The organism is Xylanimonas ulmi (genome assembly GCF_004216535.1).
GTDB lineage: Bacteria > Actinomycetota > Actinomycetes > Actinomycetales > Cellulomonadaceae > Xylanimonas > Xylanimonas ulmi.
On record NZ_SGWX01000001.1, the window covers coordinates 932196 to 949522 of the forward strand.

Below are 17327 nucleotides of genomic sequence, written 5' to 3' on the forward strand. Positions count from 1 at the left end.
CCACCACTCCCCATCGGGCGAGCGCCGCGGATCGGACCAGACCTGCGGCGCGAACCCTTCGGCGCCCGCAACTCGGGTGTCTGAGACCAGCGGGCCGACGGCGTCCCGATAGCAGCACGGACGACCGCCCGGGGTGACGGGCGCTTGAGAAGGACGGTGTTGATGACCACGCCGCAGAGCGGGAGTATGCCGCCCGGCCGCCGAGGCCTGTATGACCCGGCAGCCGAGCACGACGCGTGCGGAGTCGCCTTTGTGGCGACGCTGCGCGGCACCCCGGGACGTGACATCGTCGACGCGGGGCTCACGGCCCTGCTCAACCTCGACCATCGCGGCGCGGTGGGCGCCGAGGAGAACTCGGGTGACGGGGCGGGCATCCTGACGCAGATCCCCGACGCCTTCTTGCGCGACGTCGTCGCGGCGGACCTGCCCTCGCCCGGCCACTACGCGATCGGCATGGCGTTCCTGCCCCAGGACGTGGCCCTGGCCAACGCGGTCGCCCGGCGATTCGACGAGATCGCCGCCGAGGAGAAGCTCGACGTCGTCGCCTGGCGCGATGTGCCGGTCACGGCCGACCTGGTCGGCCCGACGGCGCGCGCCTCGATGCCGCTGTTCCGCCAGGTCGTCGTCGCCGACCCGTCGCGTGAGCTCGCGGGCGTCGAGCTGGACCGCCGCGCCTACCGGCTGCGCAAGCGAGCGCAGAACGAGCTGGACCTGTACCTGGCGTCGCTGTCGTCCCGCACCATCACGTACAAGGGCATGCTCACGACGGCGCAGCTGGAGCCGTTCTTCCCGGACCTGTCCGACCCGCGCTACGCGTCCGAGCTCGCGCTCGTGCACTCGCGCTTCTCGACCAACACGTTCCCGTCCTGGCCGCTGGCCCAGCCGTTCCGCCAGATCGCGCACAACGGCGAGATCAACACGGTGCGGGGCAACCGCAACTGGATGGCCGCGCGTGAGGGGACGCTGGCGAGCGAGGCGCTGGGCGACCTGGCCCCGCTCCTGCCGGTGTGTACCGACGGCGCGTCGGACTCGGCGTCGTTCGACGAGGTGCTTGAGCTGCTGCACCTGAGCGGGCGGACGCTGCCGCACGCGGTGCTCATGATGGTGCCCGAGGCGTGGGAGAACCACGCCGAGATGGAGCCCGCACGCCGCGCGTTCTACGAGTACCACGCCAACCTCATGGAGCCGTGGGACGGCCCGGCCGCCCTGACCTTCACCGACGGGACGCTCATCGGAGCGGTCCTGGACCGCAACGGCCTGCGCCCCGGACGGTTCTGGGTCACGCAGGACGGGCTCGTCGTGCTCGCCTCCGAGTCCGGGGTGCTCGACATCGACCCCGCGACCGTGGTGCGCAAGGGCCGTCTGGAGCCGGGACGCATGTTCCTCGTCGACACGGGCGCCGGGCGCATCGTCGAGGACGACGAGGTCAAGGCCCAGCTCGCCGGCCAGCAGCCGTACCAGCGGTGGATCGACGACAACAAGATCACGCTCGCCTCGCTGCCGGAGCGCGAGCACGTGGCGCACAGCCCGGCCTCGGTGCAGCGGCGCCAGCGCACCTTCGGGTACACCGAGGAGGAGCTGCGCGTCATCCTCACCCCGATCGCGAACACCGGCGCCGAGCCGCTCGGCGCGATGGGCACCGACACACCGATCGCCGTGCTCTCCAGCCGGCCGCGGCTGCTGTTCGACTACTTCACGCAGATGTTCGCGCAGGTGACCAACCCGCCGCTGGACGCGATCCGCGAGGAGCTGGTCACCTCGCTCGGCTCCGCCATCGGGCCCGAGCCGAACCTGCTGTCCGACGGCGCCGAGCACGCGCGCAAGCTCGTGCTCGACTTCCCGGTGGTCGACAACGACCAGCTCGCCAAGATCGTGCACGTCGACCGCGACGAGCGCCTCGAGGGCGTCTTCCGGGCGCACATCGTCCGCGGCCTGTACCCGGTCGCCAGCGGGGGAGCGGCGCTGTACGACCGGCTCGAGGCGATCTTCTCCGAGGTCGACGAGGCGATCGCGCACGGCGCCACCCACATCGTCCTGAGCGACCGTGAGTCGAACGCCGAGCTCGCGCCGATCCCGTCGCTGCTGCTCACCTCGGCGGTGCACCACCACCTGCTGCGCGAGCGCACCCGCACCCGCATCTCGCTCGTCGTCGAGGCGGGCGACGTGCGCGAGGTGCACCACGTCGCGCTGCTCATCGGATATGGCGCCGCGTGCGTCAACCCGTACCTGGCGATGGAGACGGTCGAGGACCTCGCGCGGCGCGGCTACCTCGACGTCGCTCCCGAGAAGGCGGTCGCGAACCTCATCAAGGCGCTCGGCAAGGGCGTGCTCAAGGTCATGAGCAAGATGGGCATCTCGACGATCATGTCCTACCGCGGGGCGCAGATCTTCGAGGCCGTGGGCCTGTCGCAGGAGCTGGTCGACGACTACTTCACGGGCACGACCAGCCGTCTGGGCGGCGTCGGGCTCGACGTCGTCGCGGCCGAGGTGGCCGCACGGCACGCCGAGGCGTACCCGCCCTCGGGCAACCGTGACCCGCACAAGCGGCTCGTGACCGGCGGCGAGTACCAGTGGCGCCGCGACGGCGAGGAGCACCTGTTCGACCCCGAGACGGTGTTCCGCCTGCAGCACGCGACGCGCACCGGGCAGATGGACGTGTTCCGGCAGTACACCCGCCGGGTCGACGAGCAGTCCCGCCGCCTGATGACGCTGCGCGGCCTGCTGCGCTTCGCCCCTGACCGCGAGCCGATCCCGATCGACGAGGTCGAGCCGGTCAGCGAGATCGTCAAGCGGTTCAACACCGGCGCCATGTCCTACGGGTCGATCTCACAGGAGGCCCACGAGACGCTCGCGATCGCGATGAACCGCCTCGGCGCCCGCTCCAACACGGGCGAGGGCGGCGAGCACCCCGAGCGGCTCTACGACCCCGAGCGCCGCTCCAAGGTCAAGCAGGTCGCCTCGGGCCGCTTCGGCGTCACCAGCGAGTACCTCACCCAGGCTGAGGACATCCAGATCAAGCTCGCCCAGGGCGCCAAGCCCGGTGAGGGCGGGCAGCTCCCGCCCGCCAAGGTGTACCCCTGGGTCGCCGAGGTGCGGCACTCGACCCCCGGCGTGGGCCTCATCTCACCGCCACCGCACCACGACATCTACTCGATCGAGGACCTGGCGCAGCTGATCCACGACTGCAAGAACGCCAACCCGCGCGCGCGCATCCACGTCAAGCTCGTCTCCGAGTTCGGGGTGGGCACCGTCGCGGCCGGCGTCTCCAAGGCGCACGCCGACGTCGTCCTCATCTCGGGGCACGACGGCGGCACGGGCGCCTCGCCGCTCACGTCGCTCAAGCACGCGGGCACCCCGTGGGAGATCGGCCTTGCCGAGACTCAGCAGACGCTGGTGCTCAACGACCTGCGCGACCGCATCACGGTGCAGGTCGACGGGCAGATGAAGACGGGCCGCGACGTGGTCGTGGCCGCGCTTCTGGGCGCCGAGGAGTTCGGCTTCGCGACGGCGCCCATGGTCGTGTCCGGCTGCGTCATGATGCGCGTGTGCCACCTGGACACCTGCCCGGTGGGCGTCGCGACGCAGAACCCCGAGCTGCGGGCCCGGTTCACCGGCAAGCCCGAGTTCGTCGTCAACTTCTTCGAGTTCATCGCGCAGGAGGTGCGCGAGCACCTCGCCTCGCTCGGCTTCCGCTCGATCGACGAGGCGGTCGGCCAGGTGCAGGCGCTCGACACGCGCAAGGCCGTCGACCACTGGAAGGCGCAGGGCCTTGACCTGGCCCCGGTGCTCGAGCAGCAGATCCCCGCGGCCGGGTCGGCCGTGCGCCGTGTCAAGGAGCAGGACCACGGGCTCGCCAAGGCGCTCGACAACGAGCTCATCACGCTCGCCCGTCCCGCGCTCGAGAGCGGCGCACCCGTGACCATCGAGCTCCCGGTGCGCAACGTGAACCGCACCGTCGGCACGCTGCTCGGCCACGAGGTGACCCGTCGCTACCAGGGCGCCGGGCTGCCCGAGGGCACGATCGACGTGACCCTGACCGGCTCCGCCGGCCAGTCGCTGGGCGCATTCGTGCCGCGCGGGGTCACACTGCGGCTGTTCGGCGACGCCAACGACTACGTCGGCAAGGGCCTGTCGGGCGGGCGCATCGTCGTGCGGCCCGACAAGGCCGCGGTGCTCGAGGGCGCCGCGAACGTCATCGCCGGCAACGTCATCGGCTACGGCGCGACGTCAGGGGAGATCTTCCTGCGCGGGCGCGCCGGCGAGCGCTTCGCCGTGCGCAACTCGGGCGCGACGCTCGTCGTCGAGGGCGTGGGCGACCACGCGCTGGAGTACATGACGGGCGGCGTCGTCCTGGTGCTCGGGCCCACCGGGCGCAACCTCGGCGCGGGCATGTCGGGCGGCACGGGCTACGTGCTCGACCTGCGCCCGCAGGCCATGAACGCCGCGGCGGTGCGCGCCAAGGAGTTGGAGGTCGGCCCGCTCGACGACAACGACTGGGACGTCGTGACGACGCTGCTGCGCCGCCACGCCGAGGAGACCGGGTCGAACGTCGCCCACAGCCTGCTGGCGGACCCCGCCAGCCGCGCGCGGTTCTCGCGCGTGCTGCCGCTGGGGTGGGCGCGCGTGCGCGCGGCGCTCGCGCAGGCAAAGGCGGACGGCGTGGGCATCGGCGACGGCCCGTGGGACGAGAACGCGTGGAACACCATCGTGGAGGTGGCTCGTGGCTGACTACCGCGGCTTTCTGAAGGTCCGGGACCGCGAGCTCCCGCCGAACCGCCCCGTTGAGGTGCGGCTGCGCGACTGGAAGGACGTGCACGCCCACCGCGTCGAGGGCCAGCCCTACCTGACCGGGTTGCTCAAGGAGCAGGCCGGGCGCTGCATGGACTGCGGCATCCCGTTCTGCCACCAGGGCTGCCCGCTCGGCAACCTCATCCCCGAGTGGAACGACCTGGTCTGGCGCGGGCAGTGGCAGGACGCCGTCGAGCGTCTGCACGCGACCAACAACTTCCCCGAGTTCACCGGCCGGGTCTGCCCGGCGCCGTGTGAGTCGTCGTGTGTGCTCGGCATCAGCCAGCCGCCCGTGACGATCAAGAACGTCGAGGTCTCGATCATCGACGAGGCGTTCGAGCGCGGCCTGGTGACCCCGCAGGTGCCGCACCGCCTGACGGGCACGACGATCGCGGTCGTCGGCTCGGGGCCCGCGGGCCTGGCGGCCGCGCAGCAGCTCACGCGCGCCGGCCACACGGTCGTCGTGTACGAGCGCGACGACGCCATCGGCGGCCTGCTGCGCTACGGCATCCCGGACTTCAAGCTCGAGAAGCACCACATCGACCGGCGCCTGGAGCAGATGGAGGCCGAGGGCACGCGATTCCGTCCGGGTGTCGAGATCGGCAAGGACATCACGTGGGACGCGCTGCGCCGCCGCTTCGACGCGATCGTCGTCGCGACGGGCGCCACCGCGCCACGCGACCTGGCGCTGCCCGGTCGTCAGTTGCGCGGCGTCCACTACGCGATGGACTACCTGGTCCCCGCCAACAAGGCGGCGGGCGGCGCCCCGGTCGAGGGCGCGCCGACGGCCGCGGGCAAGCACGTCGTGGTCATCGGCGGCGGCGACACCGGCTCGGACTGCGTGGGCACCGCGCTGCGCCAGGGAGCGGCGAGCGTCACGACGCTCGCGATCGGCAAGCGACCGCCGACCACGCGGCCCGACAGCCAGCCGTGGCCCACCGACCCCATCCTGTTCGAGGTCTCGACCTCGCACGAGGAGGGTGGCGAGCGCGCCTACCTCGCCTCGACCGTCGAGTTCCTCGACGACACGACGGGCGGCGTCGTGGGCCTGCGGGTCGCCGAGACGCAGTATCTGCCCGACGGGCGCCGCGTGCCCCAGGCGGGCACCGAGCGCGTGATCCGCGCCGACCTGGTGCTCATCGCGATGGGCTTCACCGGCCCCGAGACCAAGGCGCTGACGGCCCAGACCGGCGTCGAGCTCACCGCGCGCGGACTGGTGCGTCGCGGGAGCGACTTCGCGACCAGCCTGCCGGGTGTGTTCGTGGCCGGTGACGCCGGACGGGGGCAGTCGCTCATCGTGTGGGCGATCGCCGAGGGACGCGCGTGCGCTGCCGCCGTCGACGCGAGTTTGCGGGGCTCGACCGAGCTTCCCGCGCCTGTCGGTCCCCGCACGGTGGCGCTGAGAGGCTGAGATTGCCACGTTCGGGGCGCGCTGCGCGCCTGGAGCGAGCAAGATATCGGCAGGTACGTCTTAGATAGGTCTGGTGTGCATGCGCCAACAGGCCATGACGCGCTGCTGGAAGTGACCACGGGCGCGATCGCGCGCCCGCGCTGGCCCCGGGAACCGCCGGGGCAACCCCTGATGACGAGGCTGGAGACATGCGCAGAGCCAAGATCGTTTGCACCATCGGACCCGCGACGAGCAGCCCGGAGAATCTCCGCAAGCTCATTGACGCGGGCATGGACGTCGCCCGGATCAACCGGAGCCACGGTTCGTTCGAGGAGCACGAGGCCGTCTACAACAACGTGCGTGCGGCCGCGAAGGCGTCGGGCCGGAACGTCGCGATCCTGGTCGACCTCCAGGGCCCCAAGATCCGCCTCGGCAAGTTTGAGGAGGAGAAGAAGTACTACCTCGAGGTCGGTGACGAGTTCACCATCACGACCGAGGACATCCTCGGCAACCAGCAGATCGTCTCGACGACCCACAAGGGTCTGGCCGACGACGCCCGCGTCGGCGACCCGCTGCTGATCGACGACGGCAAGGTCCGCGTCCGCGTCACCGCCATCGACGGCCCCCGCGTCAAGACCGTGACCGAGATCCCCGGCCCGGTCTCGAACAACAAGGGCATCAACCTTCCCGGCGCCGCCGTGTCCGTCCCCGCGATGAGCGAGAAGGACATCGAGGACCTGCGCTGGGCCCTGAAGATCGGCACGGACTTCATCGCCCTGTCCTTTGTGCGCAACGCCAAGGACTACGACGACGTCCGCGCGATCATGGAGGAGGAGGGCCGGGTCGTCCCGGTCATCGCCAAGCTGGAGAAGCCGCAGGCGATCGAGAACCTCGAAGAGGTCATCGCCGCGTTCGACGCCTTCATGGTGGCCCGTGGCGACCTGGCCGTCGAGATGCCGCTCGAGCAGGTGCCGCTCATCCAGAAGCGCATCGTCGAGCTCGCGCGCCGCAACGCCAAGCCGGTCATCGTCGCCACCCAGGTGCTTGAGTCGATGACGAACAACCCGCGCCCGACGCGCGCCGAGGCGTCCGACTGCGCCAACGCGGTGCTCGACGGCGCGGACGCGGTCATGCTCTCGGGCGAGACCTCGGTCGGCGACTTCCCGATCATCACGGTCGAGACGATGGCGCAGATCATCGAGGCCACCGAGCAGCTCGGCGCCGAGCGCATCGCGCCGCTCGGCTCGCGCCCGCACACCCGCTCGGGTGTCATCACGCAGGCCGCCAAGGAGATCGGCGAGCAGCTCGGCGCCAAGTACTACGTGACCTTCACGCAGTCCGGCGACTCCGCCCGCCGCATGTCCCGCCTGCGCTCCCAGATCCCGCTGCTGGCCTTCACGCCGGTCGCGGCGACCCGCAAGGAGCTGGCGCTGAGCTGGGGCGCCCAGGCCTACGAGGTGCCCAAGGTCGAGTCGGTTGACGCGATGGTCGCGCAGGTCGACTCGACGCTGCAGGCCAACGGCCTCGCCGAGCCGGGCGACCGCGTCGTCATCGTCTCGGGCGCGCCCGTCGGCGTGCCCGGCACGACGAACTCGATCCTCGTGCACAAGGTCGGCTCGACCGACTCGGGCCGCAGCCTGTGACGTCGGCCTGACCGCCGAGCGCGAGTGACGCGCACGAAAGAGCCGAGCGGCCCGTGGGGAGATCCCCACGGGCCGCTCGGCTCTTGTGCGCGGTGCCCCGGGCGGGACTCGAACCCGCACTCCTTGCGGAACCCGGGTTTGAGCCGGGCGCGTCTGCCAGTTCCGCCACCGGGGCATGCGGGGACCATCGAACCACACCTTGGCGCGTGACGTGACCATGCGGCGGCGGATCCGACCTCACATGACGCCGTGGCTGGTGGGAGCGTGTTCGCGGATTAGGATGTGGGAGTGACCGAGAAGCCTGCCGCGAAGCTGCCGCTGGACCTGCCTCCCCTGCTGGAGCCCGAGGCCCCCGCCGTCCCCACCGCCCCTGCCCGCCCCGCTCGTCGTGCCGTCGTGGCCGAGGACGAGGCCCTGATCCGCATGGACGTCGTCGAGACCCTCCGCGAGGCGGGGTTCGAGGTCGTCGGTGAGGCCGGCGACGGCGAGACGGCGGTGAACCTCGCCACCGAGCTCAAGCCCGACGTCGTCGTGATGGACGTCAAGATGCCGGAGATGGACGGCATCACGGCGGCCGAGAAGATCGGCAAGGCGCACGCCGCGCCCGTCGTGCTGCTCACGGCGTTCTCGCAGACCGAGCTGGTCGAGCGGGCGCGTGACGCGGGCGCGATGGCGTATGTCGTCAAGCCGTTCACGCCCGCGGACCTGCTGCCGGCCGTCGAGATCGCGATCTCGCGCTACCAGCAGATCGGCGCGCTCGAGTCGGAGGTCGCCGACCTCCAGGAGCGCTTCGAGACCCGCAAGCGCGTGGACCGGGCCAAGGGCCTGCTCCAGACCAAGATGGGCCTGTCGGAGCCCGAGGCGTTCCGCTGGATCCAGAAGACGTCGATGGACCGTCGTCTGACGATGCGCGAGGTCGCGGACGCGGTCATCGAGCAGGTCGGCGGAGCCTGATCGACCATGCGCGCGACGCCGGTGGTGCGGACAGCGGACCGCGACGACCTCGTCGTCGTCGCGTCGCTGAACGCCTCGGCTCGCCCGAGTGGGCCTGTCGGGGTGGGCGCCGACCAGTGGGGTGAGGACGTCGTCCGCAACCACCTGTCGGTGTACATCGCCTCCGGTGGGACCGTGCTCGTCGCCGACGTCGACGGGCACATCGTCGGATTCCTGCTGACCCGGTCGGTGGGGCCGCTCCTGTTCGCGCTCGACCCCGCGTTGGTGATCGACGCCCTGTTCGTGACGCCCGACCAGCGTCGCCGTGGCGTCGGGCACGCCCTCGTCGCCGGGGTCGCCGCGCTCGCGGGCGAGGCGGGGGCTCCGTATGTGTACGCGAGCGCGCCCGCGGGCGACCGCGGTATGCACCGGTTCCTGGCGCGGCTCGGGTTCGCGCCCACAGCCGGACACCGCGTCGTCTCCACGCCGACATTGCTGCGCCGACTGGCGCAGGACGGCGGCGCCCCGCGGGGCGACAGCCGCCCGCGCAGCCGCCGGGACGCCACCCGCTCGGCGATCGACGACATCATCGCCCGCCGGCGCCGCGCCCGCGCCGCGGGCCTGCCCTCTGGCCCCGTGGACCTGCGCGAGCTGCGCTCGGGGCGCGACGCCGAACGCCCCGCGTCCTAAGCGGACGGTTCGGCGGCGTCGCTCGCGGCTGAGGCGGTCGTGGTTGAGGCGGTCGTGGCGCGGTCGAGGAGCATGCAGGTCAGGCGCGCGGTCGCGACGCGCCGGCCGTCCTGGCCCCGCACGACGATCTCGTAGGTGGCCAGACTGCGCCCCAGGCTGAGCGCCACGGCCTCGCCCGTCACGACGCCGTCACGCGCCGAACGGTGGTGGGAGACGCTCAGCTCGACGCCGACGGCCTCGCGTCCGCCCGCGTGCAGGTGCGCCGCCACCGAGCCGAGCGTCTCAGCGAGCACCGCCGAGGCGCCGCCGTGCAGGAGGCCGTACGGCTGGGTGTTGCCGGCGACGGGCATCGTGCCGCAGGTGCGCTGCGCGCTGACCTTGGTGAGCTCGATGCCCATCCGCTCGATGAGCGTGCCGTCGATCGGGGGCAGGGCCAGGCCCGGAGCGGCGTTCGCGCCGGGCGCGGGATGGGCGGGACGGGGGGCGTCGGGCGAGGGCGTGCCGCTCGCCAGTGGTGTGTCGGTCACGCCAGGTAGGTTGGCCCAGTGACCACCCCCGCGACAAGCCGGACCCCTGGCCGCCCCCGTCTCCTGCTCGTCGACGGGCACTCGATGGCCTACCGCGCGTTCTTCGCACTGCCCGACACCATGGCGACCACATCGGGTCAGGTGACCAACGCGGTCTACGGGTTCACCTCGATGCTCACCAAGCTGATCGGCGACGAGCAGCCGACGCACGTGGCGGTCGCGTTCGACGTCTCGCGCCGGTCGTTCCGCACCGAGCGCTACCCGGAGTACAAGGGCACGCGCAGCGAGACGCCCGCGCCGTTCAAGGGCCAGGTGCCCCTCATCAAGGAGGTGCTCGAGGCGCTGCGGGTTCCGGCCCTCGAACGTGAGGGCATCGAGGCGGACGACATCATCGCCACGCTCGCCGGGCAGGCGTCCGCAGCGGGCATGGAGGTGCTGGTCTGCTCGGGCGACCGCGACTCGATCCAACTCGTCGACGGCGACGTGACGCTGCTGTACCCGGTGCGCGGCGTGTCCGAGCTCGCGCGCTACACGCCCCAGGCGGTGGCCGACAAGTACGGCGTGCCCCCGCACCAGTACCCCGACCTCGCCGCGCTGGTCGGCGAGACGAGCGACAACCTGCCGGGCGTCGCGGGTGTGGGGCCCAAGACGGCCGCCAAGTGGGTCGCGCAGTTCGGCGGACTCGACGCGCTGCTCGAGCATGTCGGCGAGCTCAAGGGCAAGGCCGCGCAGAATCTGCGGGAGGCGGTCGACCAGGTGCGGCTCAACCGCGAGCTCAACGCGCTGCTGCGCGACGTCGAGCTGCCCCTCGGCCCCGACGACCTCGCATTGCGCGGCTTCGACCGTGAGGCCGTGCACCGCATCTCCGACGCGCTGCAGTTCGGCGCGCTGCGCGACCGGCTGCTGGCGGTGGACCCGGAGGCCGCACACGACGCGAGCGCGCCCGCCGAGGCGGCCTTCGAGCTCGACGTCGTGGACCTGCCCACCGGCGGACTCGGCGACTGGCTCGCGGCGCGTGGCGAGCGCGCCGTCGGCGTCGACGTCTCGGGCCGCGGCACGCCGGCCGCGGGCGACGCGTGGGGTGTGGCGCTCGCCGAGGGCGGGCAGGCCGTCGCGCTCGACCTGGCCGAGATCGCGCCCGACGACGAGCGCGCGCTCGCCGCGTGGCTCACCGACGCGGCCCGGCCCAAGGTGCTGCACGGCGCCAAGGCGGCGTGGCACGGGCTCGCCTCGCGCGGCCTCACGCTCGACGGCGTCGTCTTCGACACGGAGCTGGCCGCCTACCTGTGCTATCCGGACCAGCGCGGCTACGACCTGGGCGACCTCGTGGCCCGGCACCTGGGCCGCGAGCTGGGCGCCGACGACGACGGCGCTCAGGGCGCCCTCGACCTCGCCCTCGACGCCGCGGGCTCGCGCGGGGCCCGCGAGGCCGCGCGAGCGGCGGCCGTCGTCGACCTGTCGGACGCGCTGGCCGGCCAGCTCGCCGACCGCGGCGCCGCGCACCTGCTCACGGACGTCGAGCTGCCCCTGTCGTGGGTGCTCGCGCGCATGGAGGCGACGGGCATCGCGGCCGACACCGCCTACCTCACCGAGCTGGAGAGCGGGTTCGCCGCGCAGGTCGCCCACGCGGCGGGCGAGGCCTACGACGCGATCGGGCACGAGGTGAACCTCGGCTCGCCCAAGCAGCTCCAGGAGGTGCTGTTCGGCGAGCTCGACATGCCCAAGACCAAGCGGACCAAGACGGGCTACACCACCGACGCCGCGGCGCTCGCCGAGCTGTTCGCGCGCACCGGGCACCCGTTTCTTGAGCACCTGCTCGCGCACCGTGACGCGAGCAAGCTGCGCGTCACGGTCGAGGGGCTGCTGAAGTCGGTGCAGCCCGACGGTCGCATCCACACGACGTTCCAGCAGACCATCGCCGCGACCGGGCGGCTGAGCTCGACCGAGCCAAACCTGCAGAACATCCCCATCCGCACCGAGGCGGGGCGTCAGATTCGGCGCGCGTTCCGGGTCGGGGAGGGGTACGAGACGCTGCTGACGGCCGACTACTCGCAGATCGAGATGCGCATCATGGCGCACCTGTCGGGCGACGCCGGGCTCATCGAGGCGTTCCGCAGCGGCGAGGACCTGCACCGGTACGTGGGCTCGCGCGTGTTCGGCGTCGAGCCCGCCGACGTGACGCCCGAGATGCGCTCCAAGGTCAAGGCCATGTCCTACGGGCTGGCCTATGGGCTCTCGGCGTTCGGGCTCTCGCAGCAGCTCGGGGTCACGACGGGGGAGGCGCAAGGCCTCATGGACGACTACTTCGCCCGCTTCGGCGGCGTGCGCGAGTACCTGGACGGCGTGGTCGAGGAGGCGCGCGCGACCGGGTTCACCGCGACCGTGCTGGGCCGGCGCCGCTACCTGCCCGACCTGACCAGCGACAACCGCCAGCGGCGGCAGATGGCCGAGCGCATGGCGCTCAACGCCCCGATCCAGGGCAGCGCGGCGGACATCATCAAGCTCGCGATGCTCAAGGTCCAGACCGAGTTCGACGCACGCGCGCTGCGCTCGCGGCTCCTGCTCCAGGTGCACGACGAGCTCGTGGTCGAGGTCGCACCGGGCGAGCTCGAGGCGGCGCAGGAGGTGCTGCGCGCGCAGATGGGCGCGGCCTATCCGCTGGACGTGCCGCTGGACGTCTCGGTCGGGACGGGGGACACGTGGCACGCCGCGGGGCACTGATGCCGGACGCCACGCCGCCCGCGCACGCACGGCGGCCACCTACGATCCTGGGACCTATGGACTGGTTCATCCGCCTCGTCAAGGGCATTGTCATCTCGCTCGGGTTCATCCTGCCGGGCGTGTCGGGTGGCGTGCTCGCCGCGATCCTCGGCATCTACGAGCGGATGCTGCGCTTCCTCGCGCACCTGACGCGCGACTTCAAGGCCAATCTCCTGTACTTCCTGCCCGTTGCCATCGGCGGCGTGCTGGGCCTCGTGCTGCTCAGCCGACCGCTCGAGTACCTGCTCGAACGCTGGCAGGTCGTCGTGCTGTGGGGGTTCGCGGGCGCGATCCTCGGCACACTGCCGTCGCTGGCTCGTGAGTCGGTCGCGCGCACGCGCCGCGACCTCGTCGACGTCGTGTGGCTGGCGGCGACCTTCGTCGTCGCGCTCGTGGTGCTCTACCTGCTGCCCGCGGTCGCGGGCACAGTGCCCGCGAACTTCGCCGGGTTCGTGCTGGCGGGCGCGCTCATCGCGCTGGGCGTGCTGGTCCCGGGCCTGTCGCCGTCGAACCTGCTGCTCATCCTCGGGCTCTTCTCGCCCATGCTCCAGGGCTTCCGCGACCGCGACCTGCTCGGCACCTTCCTGCCGATCGCGATCGGCGGCATGGCCGCGATCCTCGCGTTCTCCAAGCTCATGGAGCGTCTGATCGACCGCCACCACTCGCGCGTCTACCACTTCATCATCGGTCTGGTGCTGGCCAGCACCGTGCTGATCGTGGTGCCGACCCACAGCGCCGAGACGATCGACTACACGGGCGCCGGAGTCGGCACGGCGGCGGTCGCCGTCGTGACGTTCGCCGCCGGACTCGCGCTCGGGCTGTGGACCGCCATGCTGGAGGGCAAGTACAAGACCGCACATCCGGGGGAGTGACCATGAGCGGCAGCACAACGGCCCCGCGAGTCGCCACGACAGGGCGCAGTGACCGCATCGCGCGCATGACGTTCGCGAGCGTCTACCCGCTCTACGCGCAGAAGGTCGAGCGCAAGGGGCGGACGCTTGAGGAGCTGCATCAGGTCATCACGTGGCTGACGGGGTATGACGACGACGGCATCGCAGCGGCCGTCGCGGACGGACGCAACCTCGCCGAGTTCTTCGCCGGCGCGCCGGCGATGAACCCCAACGCGGCCCTGATCAAGGGCGTCATCTGTGGGTACCGGGTCGAGGACATCGAGGACCCGCTGCACCAGCAGGCGCGATGGCTCGACAAGCTGGTCGACGAGCTCGCGCGCGGCAAGCGGATGAGCGGCATCCTGCGCTCCTGAGCCCGGCGCGGCGCGGTGTGCGCCGCGCCGCCGCGCGCAGCCCGCCCGCCGGCCGAACGGCGGTCGCCGCGCTCCTAGCCTGGAGGCTCGTGACCACCACCCCCACGACCGAGCGCGCCGGCCACGGATCCGGCCCCACGCGCTCGGATGCGCCCCGCCCGCTCGACGACGACGCGGCGCGCCGAGCCGCGCGGCTGCGCGTCGCCGCAGAGGCCGCCGCCTTCGGCGCCGGCCTCGTCTCGGCCGTCCAAAGCCGCGTCAACGGCTCGTTCGGCGCAGCCCTCGGCAACGGGTTCCTCGCCGCCACGATCAACTTCGCCTCGGCGCTGGCCATCCTGACGCTCCTCGTCGCCATCTCGCCCAAGACGCGCACCGGCCTGCGGCGTGTCGCCGCCAGCCTGCGCGCGGGGCGCCAGGGCGCGAGCGAGGCCGTCCGGGCCGCGCATCGCGGCGTGCCCGGCATCGGCCGCCTGCGCTGGTTCCAGGTCATCGGCGGCGCGGCGGGCGGCCTGTTCGTCACCGCCCAGGGCATGACGGTCGGCTCGTTGGGCGTCGCGCTGTTCGTCGTCGCGGTCACCGCGGGCCAGTCGGTCAGCTCTCTGGTGTGCGACCGGCTCGGGTTCGCCCCGGGCGGCAAGCGCGCCATCACCCCCGGCCGCGCGGTCGGGCCGGCGCTCGCGGTGGCCGCCGTCGTCGTCAGCCAGTGGCCGCGCCTCGGCTCCGCCGAGCACCTGGGCCTGGTCGCGCTGCCGCTGGTCGCCGGCGTGTTCGTCGCCGCGCAGCACGCGGTCAACGGCCGCGTCGAGACGACCGCGAGCCACGCCCCGTTCGGCGACCGTGTCGACCGCGGCGCCGGCGCGCTGGCCGCGACGTTCGTCAACTTCCTCGTCGGCACGATGGCCCTGCTTGTCGTCCTGGCCGTCTCGCTCGCCATCCAGGGCCTGCCCGACGGCGGTCTGCCGGGCGAGTGGTGGATGTACACCGGTGGGGCGCTGGGCGTGGTGTTCATCGGCACCGCGGCCGCCGTCGTGCACCGCATCGGCGCGCTGCTGCTCGCGCTGTCGCTCATCGCGGGCCAGATCACCGGAGCGCTCCTGCTCGACGTCGCCACGGGCGTCGCGCCCTCGCTCACCACGCTCGTGGGCGTCGCGCTGACGCTCGCCGCGATCGCGGTCCCGGCCCTCTCCTCGGGCCGCCGGGCCGCCGCGCCCGCGGACGGCTCCGCTCAGGCGGGACGCTCGCAGACGAAGACGGCGGTCCCCGGCAGGTAGGCGCCGCGCTCGGGGCCCCAGCCGCCCCAGACCTGGTCGTTCCAGGCGGGCCACTCGGGCTCGACCAGGTCGAGCAGGCGCAGGCCCGCCGTGACGACGTCGCGCACGTGGTCGCCCACCGTGCGGTGGTACTCGGCGTACACCACACGTCCCGACGCGTCCTGCTCGACGTAGGGGCGGCGGTCGAAGTAGGAGCGGTGCGCCGTCAGCCCGCGCGTCGTCGGATCGTCGGGGAACGCCCAGCGCAGCGGGTGCGTCACCGAGAACACCCAGCGGCCGCCCGGACGCAGCACCCGGGCCGCCTCGGCGTGGACGCGCGCGGCGTCGGGCACGAACGGGATGGCGCCGAACGAGGTGAACGCGACGTCGAACGAGGCGTCGGCGAACGGCAGCGCCCGCGCGTCCGCCTGCAGCACCGGGACGCGCGCGCCCGTGGCGGCGTCGAGCCTCGCGGCGGCGGCGAGCATGCCGTGCGAGACGTCGGTGGCCACGACGTCGGCGCCGCGCGTGGCCAGCCAGCGTGAGCACTGCGCGCCGCCCGCGCCGACCTCGAGCACCCGGCGCCCGGCCACGTCGCCGAGCAGGTGCGCCTGCGCCTCGGTGAGGCCCTCGGGCCCCCAACGGAACCCGGCGTCGCCGAGGAACTCGCGGTGCTCGTCGAGGTACTCGGCGGCGTGCGCGTCCCACCACCCGCGGCCCGCAGCCCCGCCCTCAGCGTCGGGGACGTGGCGGTAGCCGACCGACTCGATCTCGCTCATGCGCCCATCCTGCCGGGTGAACTGGCGCGTGGGGCCACACGAGGCGTCTCCGACACGACGTGGACAGGCCACATCGATAGGATCGAGGCGGTGCGCAATCAGCGCGCCGAGGACCTGGGGACGTCGAAGACCTGGAGGATGCGTGCGAGTCGGACTGCTGACCGGTGGCGGGGACGTTCCCGGACTGAACGCGGCGATCAGGGCCGTGGTCAAGCGGGGCGAGGGCCGCCACGGTCACTCGATCGTGGGCTTCCGCAACGGCTGGCGCGGCCTGGCTGACGGCGACGTCATGCAACTGGGGCGCCAGCACATCCGCAACGTCCTGGCGACGGGCGGAACGCTGCTCGGAACGGCGCGCTACCACCCGCACTCGGACGACGGCGGCATGGACGCGGTCCTGTCGACGCTCGAGGCCGAGCGCATCGAGGCGCTCATCGTCGTCGGCGGTGACGGCACGCTGCACGCCGCGAGCAAGGTCGCCGAGGCGGGCATCCGCATCGTCGCGATCCCCAAGACGATCGACAACGACGTGTGGGGCACCGACCGCTCGATCGGATTCGACACCGCGGTGACCATCGCGACCGAGGCCGTCGACCGCATCCACACCACGGCCGAGTCGCACAACCGCGTCATGCTCGTCGAGGTCATGGGCCGCACGGCCGGCTGGATCGCCGCGACCGCGGGCATCGCGGGCGGCGCCGAGGTGGTGCTCGCCCCCGAGCAGCCCTTCGACATCGACAAGATCGTCAAGTTCCTCAAGCACCGCCACCGGGCGCACGCGAGCTTCTCGATCATCGTCGTGGCCGAGGGCGCGGTGCCCGCCGAGGGCACGTCGATGCAGTACGAGACGCAGCTGGGGCGGTTCGGCGAGATCGTCGCCGGGTCGATCTCGGAGCGCCTCAAGGTGGAGATCGCCGACCGCACCGGGTTCGACACCCGTGTGACGGTGCTCGGCCACATCCAGCGTGGTGGCTCGCCGACGGCGGCCGACCGCATCCTGGGCTCGCGCTTCGGCGTCGCCGCGATCGACGCGGTGACCCGCGGCGAGACGGGGATGATGACGGCGCTGCGCGGCGACGAGATCGTGCTGGTGCCGCTGTCCGAGATCGCCGGCAAGGTCAAGCACGTGCCCACCGAGCTGCTCGACGTGGCCCAGACGCTGGCCTGACCTGAGCGTCGCCCTGACCCCGTCCGTGACCTGCGTGAGCGCGGATTGACCCTCCGTGCCCGCCGTCGCTAGGATGGTCGGCGGTGCCGTGCGCCCGCCGACAGGTGGTCGAGGCGCCAAGCCCCTGTCCGCACG

Annotated in this window: 12 protein-coding genes and 1 tRNA gene; 10 read left to right on the plus strand and 3 right to left on the minus strand. The window is 72.5% G+C overall.

The annotated features are described in order from the left end of the window. Positions 1–162: 162 nt before the first annotated feature. The 3 genes from gltB to pyk all read left to right on the plus strand — a co-directional run bounded on the left by gltB (position 163) and on the right by pyk (position 7821). Positions 163–4728, plus strand: a complete 4566-nt coding sequence (gene gltB, locus EV386_RS04190; RefSeq protein ID WP_130412610.1) for a glutamate synthase large subunit — start codon at positions 163–165, stop codon at positions 4726–4728. Continuing rightward, positions 4721–6199: a glutamate synthase subunit beta gene (locus EV386_RS04195; RefSeq protein ID WP_130412612.1), complete on the plus strand. Its 1479-nt coding sequence runs from the start codon at positions 4721–4723 to the stop codon at positions 6197–6199. The genes gltB and EV386_RS04195 overlap by 8 nt, the downstream gene beginning before the upstream one ends. Positions 6200–6387: 188 nt before the next feature. Continuing rightward, a complete protein-coding gene (pyk, locus tag EV386_RS04200) occupies positions 6388–7821 on the plus strand; it encodes a pyruvate kinase (RefSeq protein WP_130412614.1) in 1434 nt (477 codons plus the stop codon). Positions 7822–7914: 93 nt separating this feature from the next. Here pyk and EV386_RS04205 read toward each other — a convergent pair. Beyond that, positions 7915–7996: transfer RNA gene (locus tag EV386_RS04205), tRNA-Leu, on the minus strand. Positions 7997–8145: 149 nt separating this feature from the next. Between EV386_RS04205 and EV386_RS04210 the strand changes: the two genes are divergently transcribed. After that, positions 8146–8775, plus strand: a complete 630-nt coding sequence (locus tag EV386_RS04210; protein WP_423218994.1) for an ANTAR domain-containing response regulator — start codon at positions 8146–8148, stop codon at positions 8773–8775. Positions 8776–8781: 6 nt separating this feature from the next. After that, entirely contained in the window at positions 8782–9444 is a 663-nt protein-coding gene (locus EV386_RS04215) for a GNAT family N-acetyltransferase (RefSeq protein ID WP_130412618.1), read from the plus strand. Here the strand turns inward: EV386_RS04215 and EV386_RS04220 are convergent. After that, positions 9441–9842 carry a PaaI family thioesterase gene (locus EV386_RS04220; protein ID WP_130416761.1) on the minus strand — a complete coding sequence of 134 codons (402 nt, stop codon included), beginning with the start codon at positions 9840–9842 and terminating at the stop codon, positions 9441–9443. The genes EV386_RS04215 and EV386_RS04220 overlap by 4 nt on opposite strands. Positions 9843–9989: 147 nt before the next feature. Here EV386_RS04220 and polA point away from each other — a divergent pair, with 147 nt between their 5' ends. From polA to EV386_RS04240, 4 genes are all read left to right on the plus strand, one after another. Beyond that, complete coding sequence (gene polA, locus EV386_RS04225) at positions 9990–12692, plus strand: DNA polymerase I (RefSeq protein ID WP_130412620.1); 2703 nt, start codon at positions 9990–9992, stop codon at positions 12690–12692. Positions 12693–12748: 56 nt separating this feature from the next. Beyond that, positions 12749–13603, plus strand: coding sequence for a DUF368 domain-containing protein (locus tag EV386_RS04230; protein ID WP_130412622.1), 855 nt, complete (start codon positions 12749–12751; stop codon positions 13601–13603). A 2-nt stretch (positions 13604–13605) separates the two neighbouring features. Continuing rightward, entirely contained in the window at positions 13606–13995 is a 390-nt protein-coding gene (locus EV386_RS04235; protein ID WP_423218956.1) for a DUF2200 domain-containing protein, read from the plus strand. Between the two features lie 89 nt (positions 13996–14084). Continuing rightward, complete coding sequence (locus tag EV386_RS04240; protein ID WP_207216467.1) at positions 14085–15266, plus strand: DMT family transporter; 1182 nt, start codon at positions 14085–14087, stop codon at positions 15264–15266. On the opposite strand, the gene EV386_RS04245 is transcribed toward EV386_RS04240, so the two are convergent. Continuing rightward, positions 15221–16024, minus strand: a complete 804-nt coding sequence (locus tag EV386_RS04245; protein WP_130412626.1) for a class I SAM-dependent methyltransferase — start codon at positions 16022–16024, stop codon at positions 15221–15223. The genes EV386_RS04240 and EV386_RS04245 overlap by 46 nt on opposite strands. A 142-nt stretch (positions 16025–16166) precedes the next feature. On the opposite strand from EV386_RS04245, the gene EV386_RS04250 reads away from it, so the two are divergent. Further along, on the plus strand, positions 16167–17192 hold the full coding sequence (locus tag EV386_RS04250; protein WP_130412628.1) for a 6-phosphofructokinase: 1026 nt from the start codon (positions 16167–16169) through the stop codon (positions 17190–17192). Positions 17193–17327 lie beyond the last annotated feature (135 nt).

Bases quoted from the DNA above. Each gene is read 5' to 3' on its own strand.
- gltB (WP_130412610.1), top strand. From the start codon at position 163: ATGACCACGCCGCAGAGCGGGAGTATGCCGCCCGGCCGCCGAGGCCTG.
- pyk (WP_130412614.1), top strand. From the start codon at position 6,388: ATGCGCAGAGCCAAGATCGTTTGCACCATCGGACCCGCGACGAGCAGC.
- EV386_RS04215 (WP_130412618.1), top strand. From the start codon at position 8,782: ATGCGCGCGACGCCGGTGGTGCGGACAGCGGACCGCGACGACCTCGTC.
- EV386_RS04220 (WP_130416761.1), bottom strand. From the start codon at position 9,842: ATGGGCATCGAGCTCACCAAGGTCAGCGCGCAGCGCACCTGCGGCACG.
- EV386_RS04230 (WP_130412622.1), top strand. From the start codon at position 12,749: ATGGACTGGTTCATCCGCCTCGTCAAGGGCATTGTCATCTCGCTCGGG.
- EV386_RS04235 (WP_423218956.1), top strand. From the start codon at position 13,606: ATGAGCGGCAGCACAACGGCCCCGCGAGTCGCCACGACAGGGCGCAGT.
- EV386_RS04245 (WP_130412626.1), bottom strand. From the start codon at position 16,024: ATGAGCGAGATCGAGTCGGTCGGCTACCGCCACGTCCCCGACGCTGAG.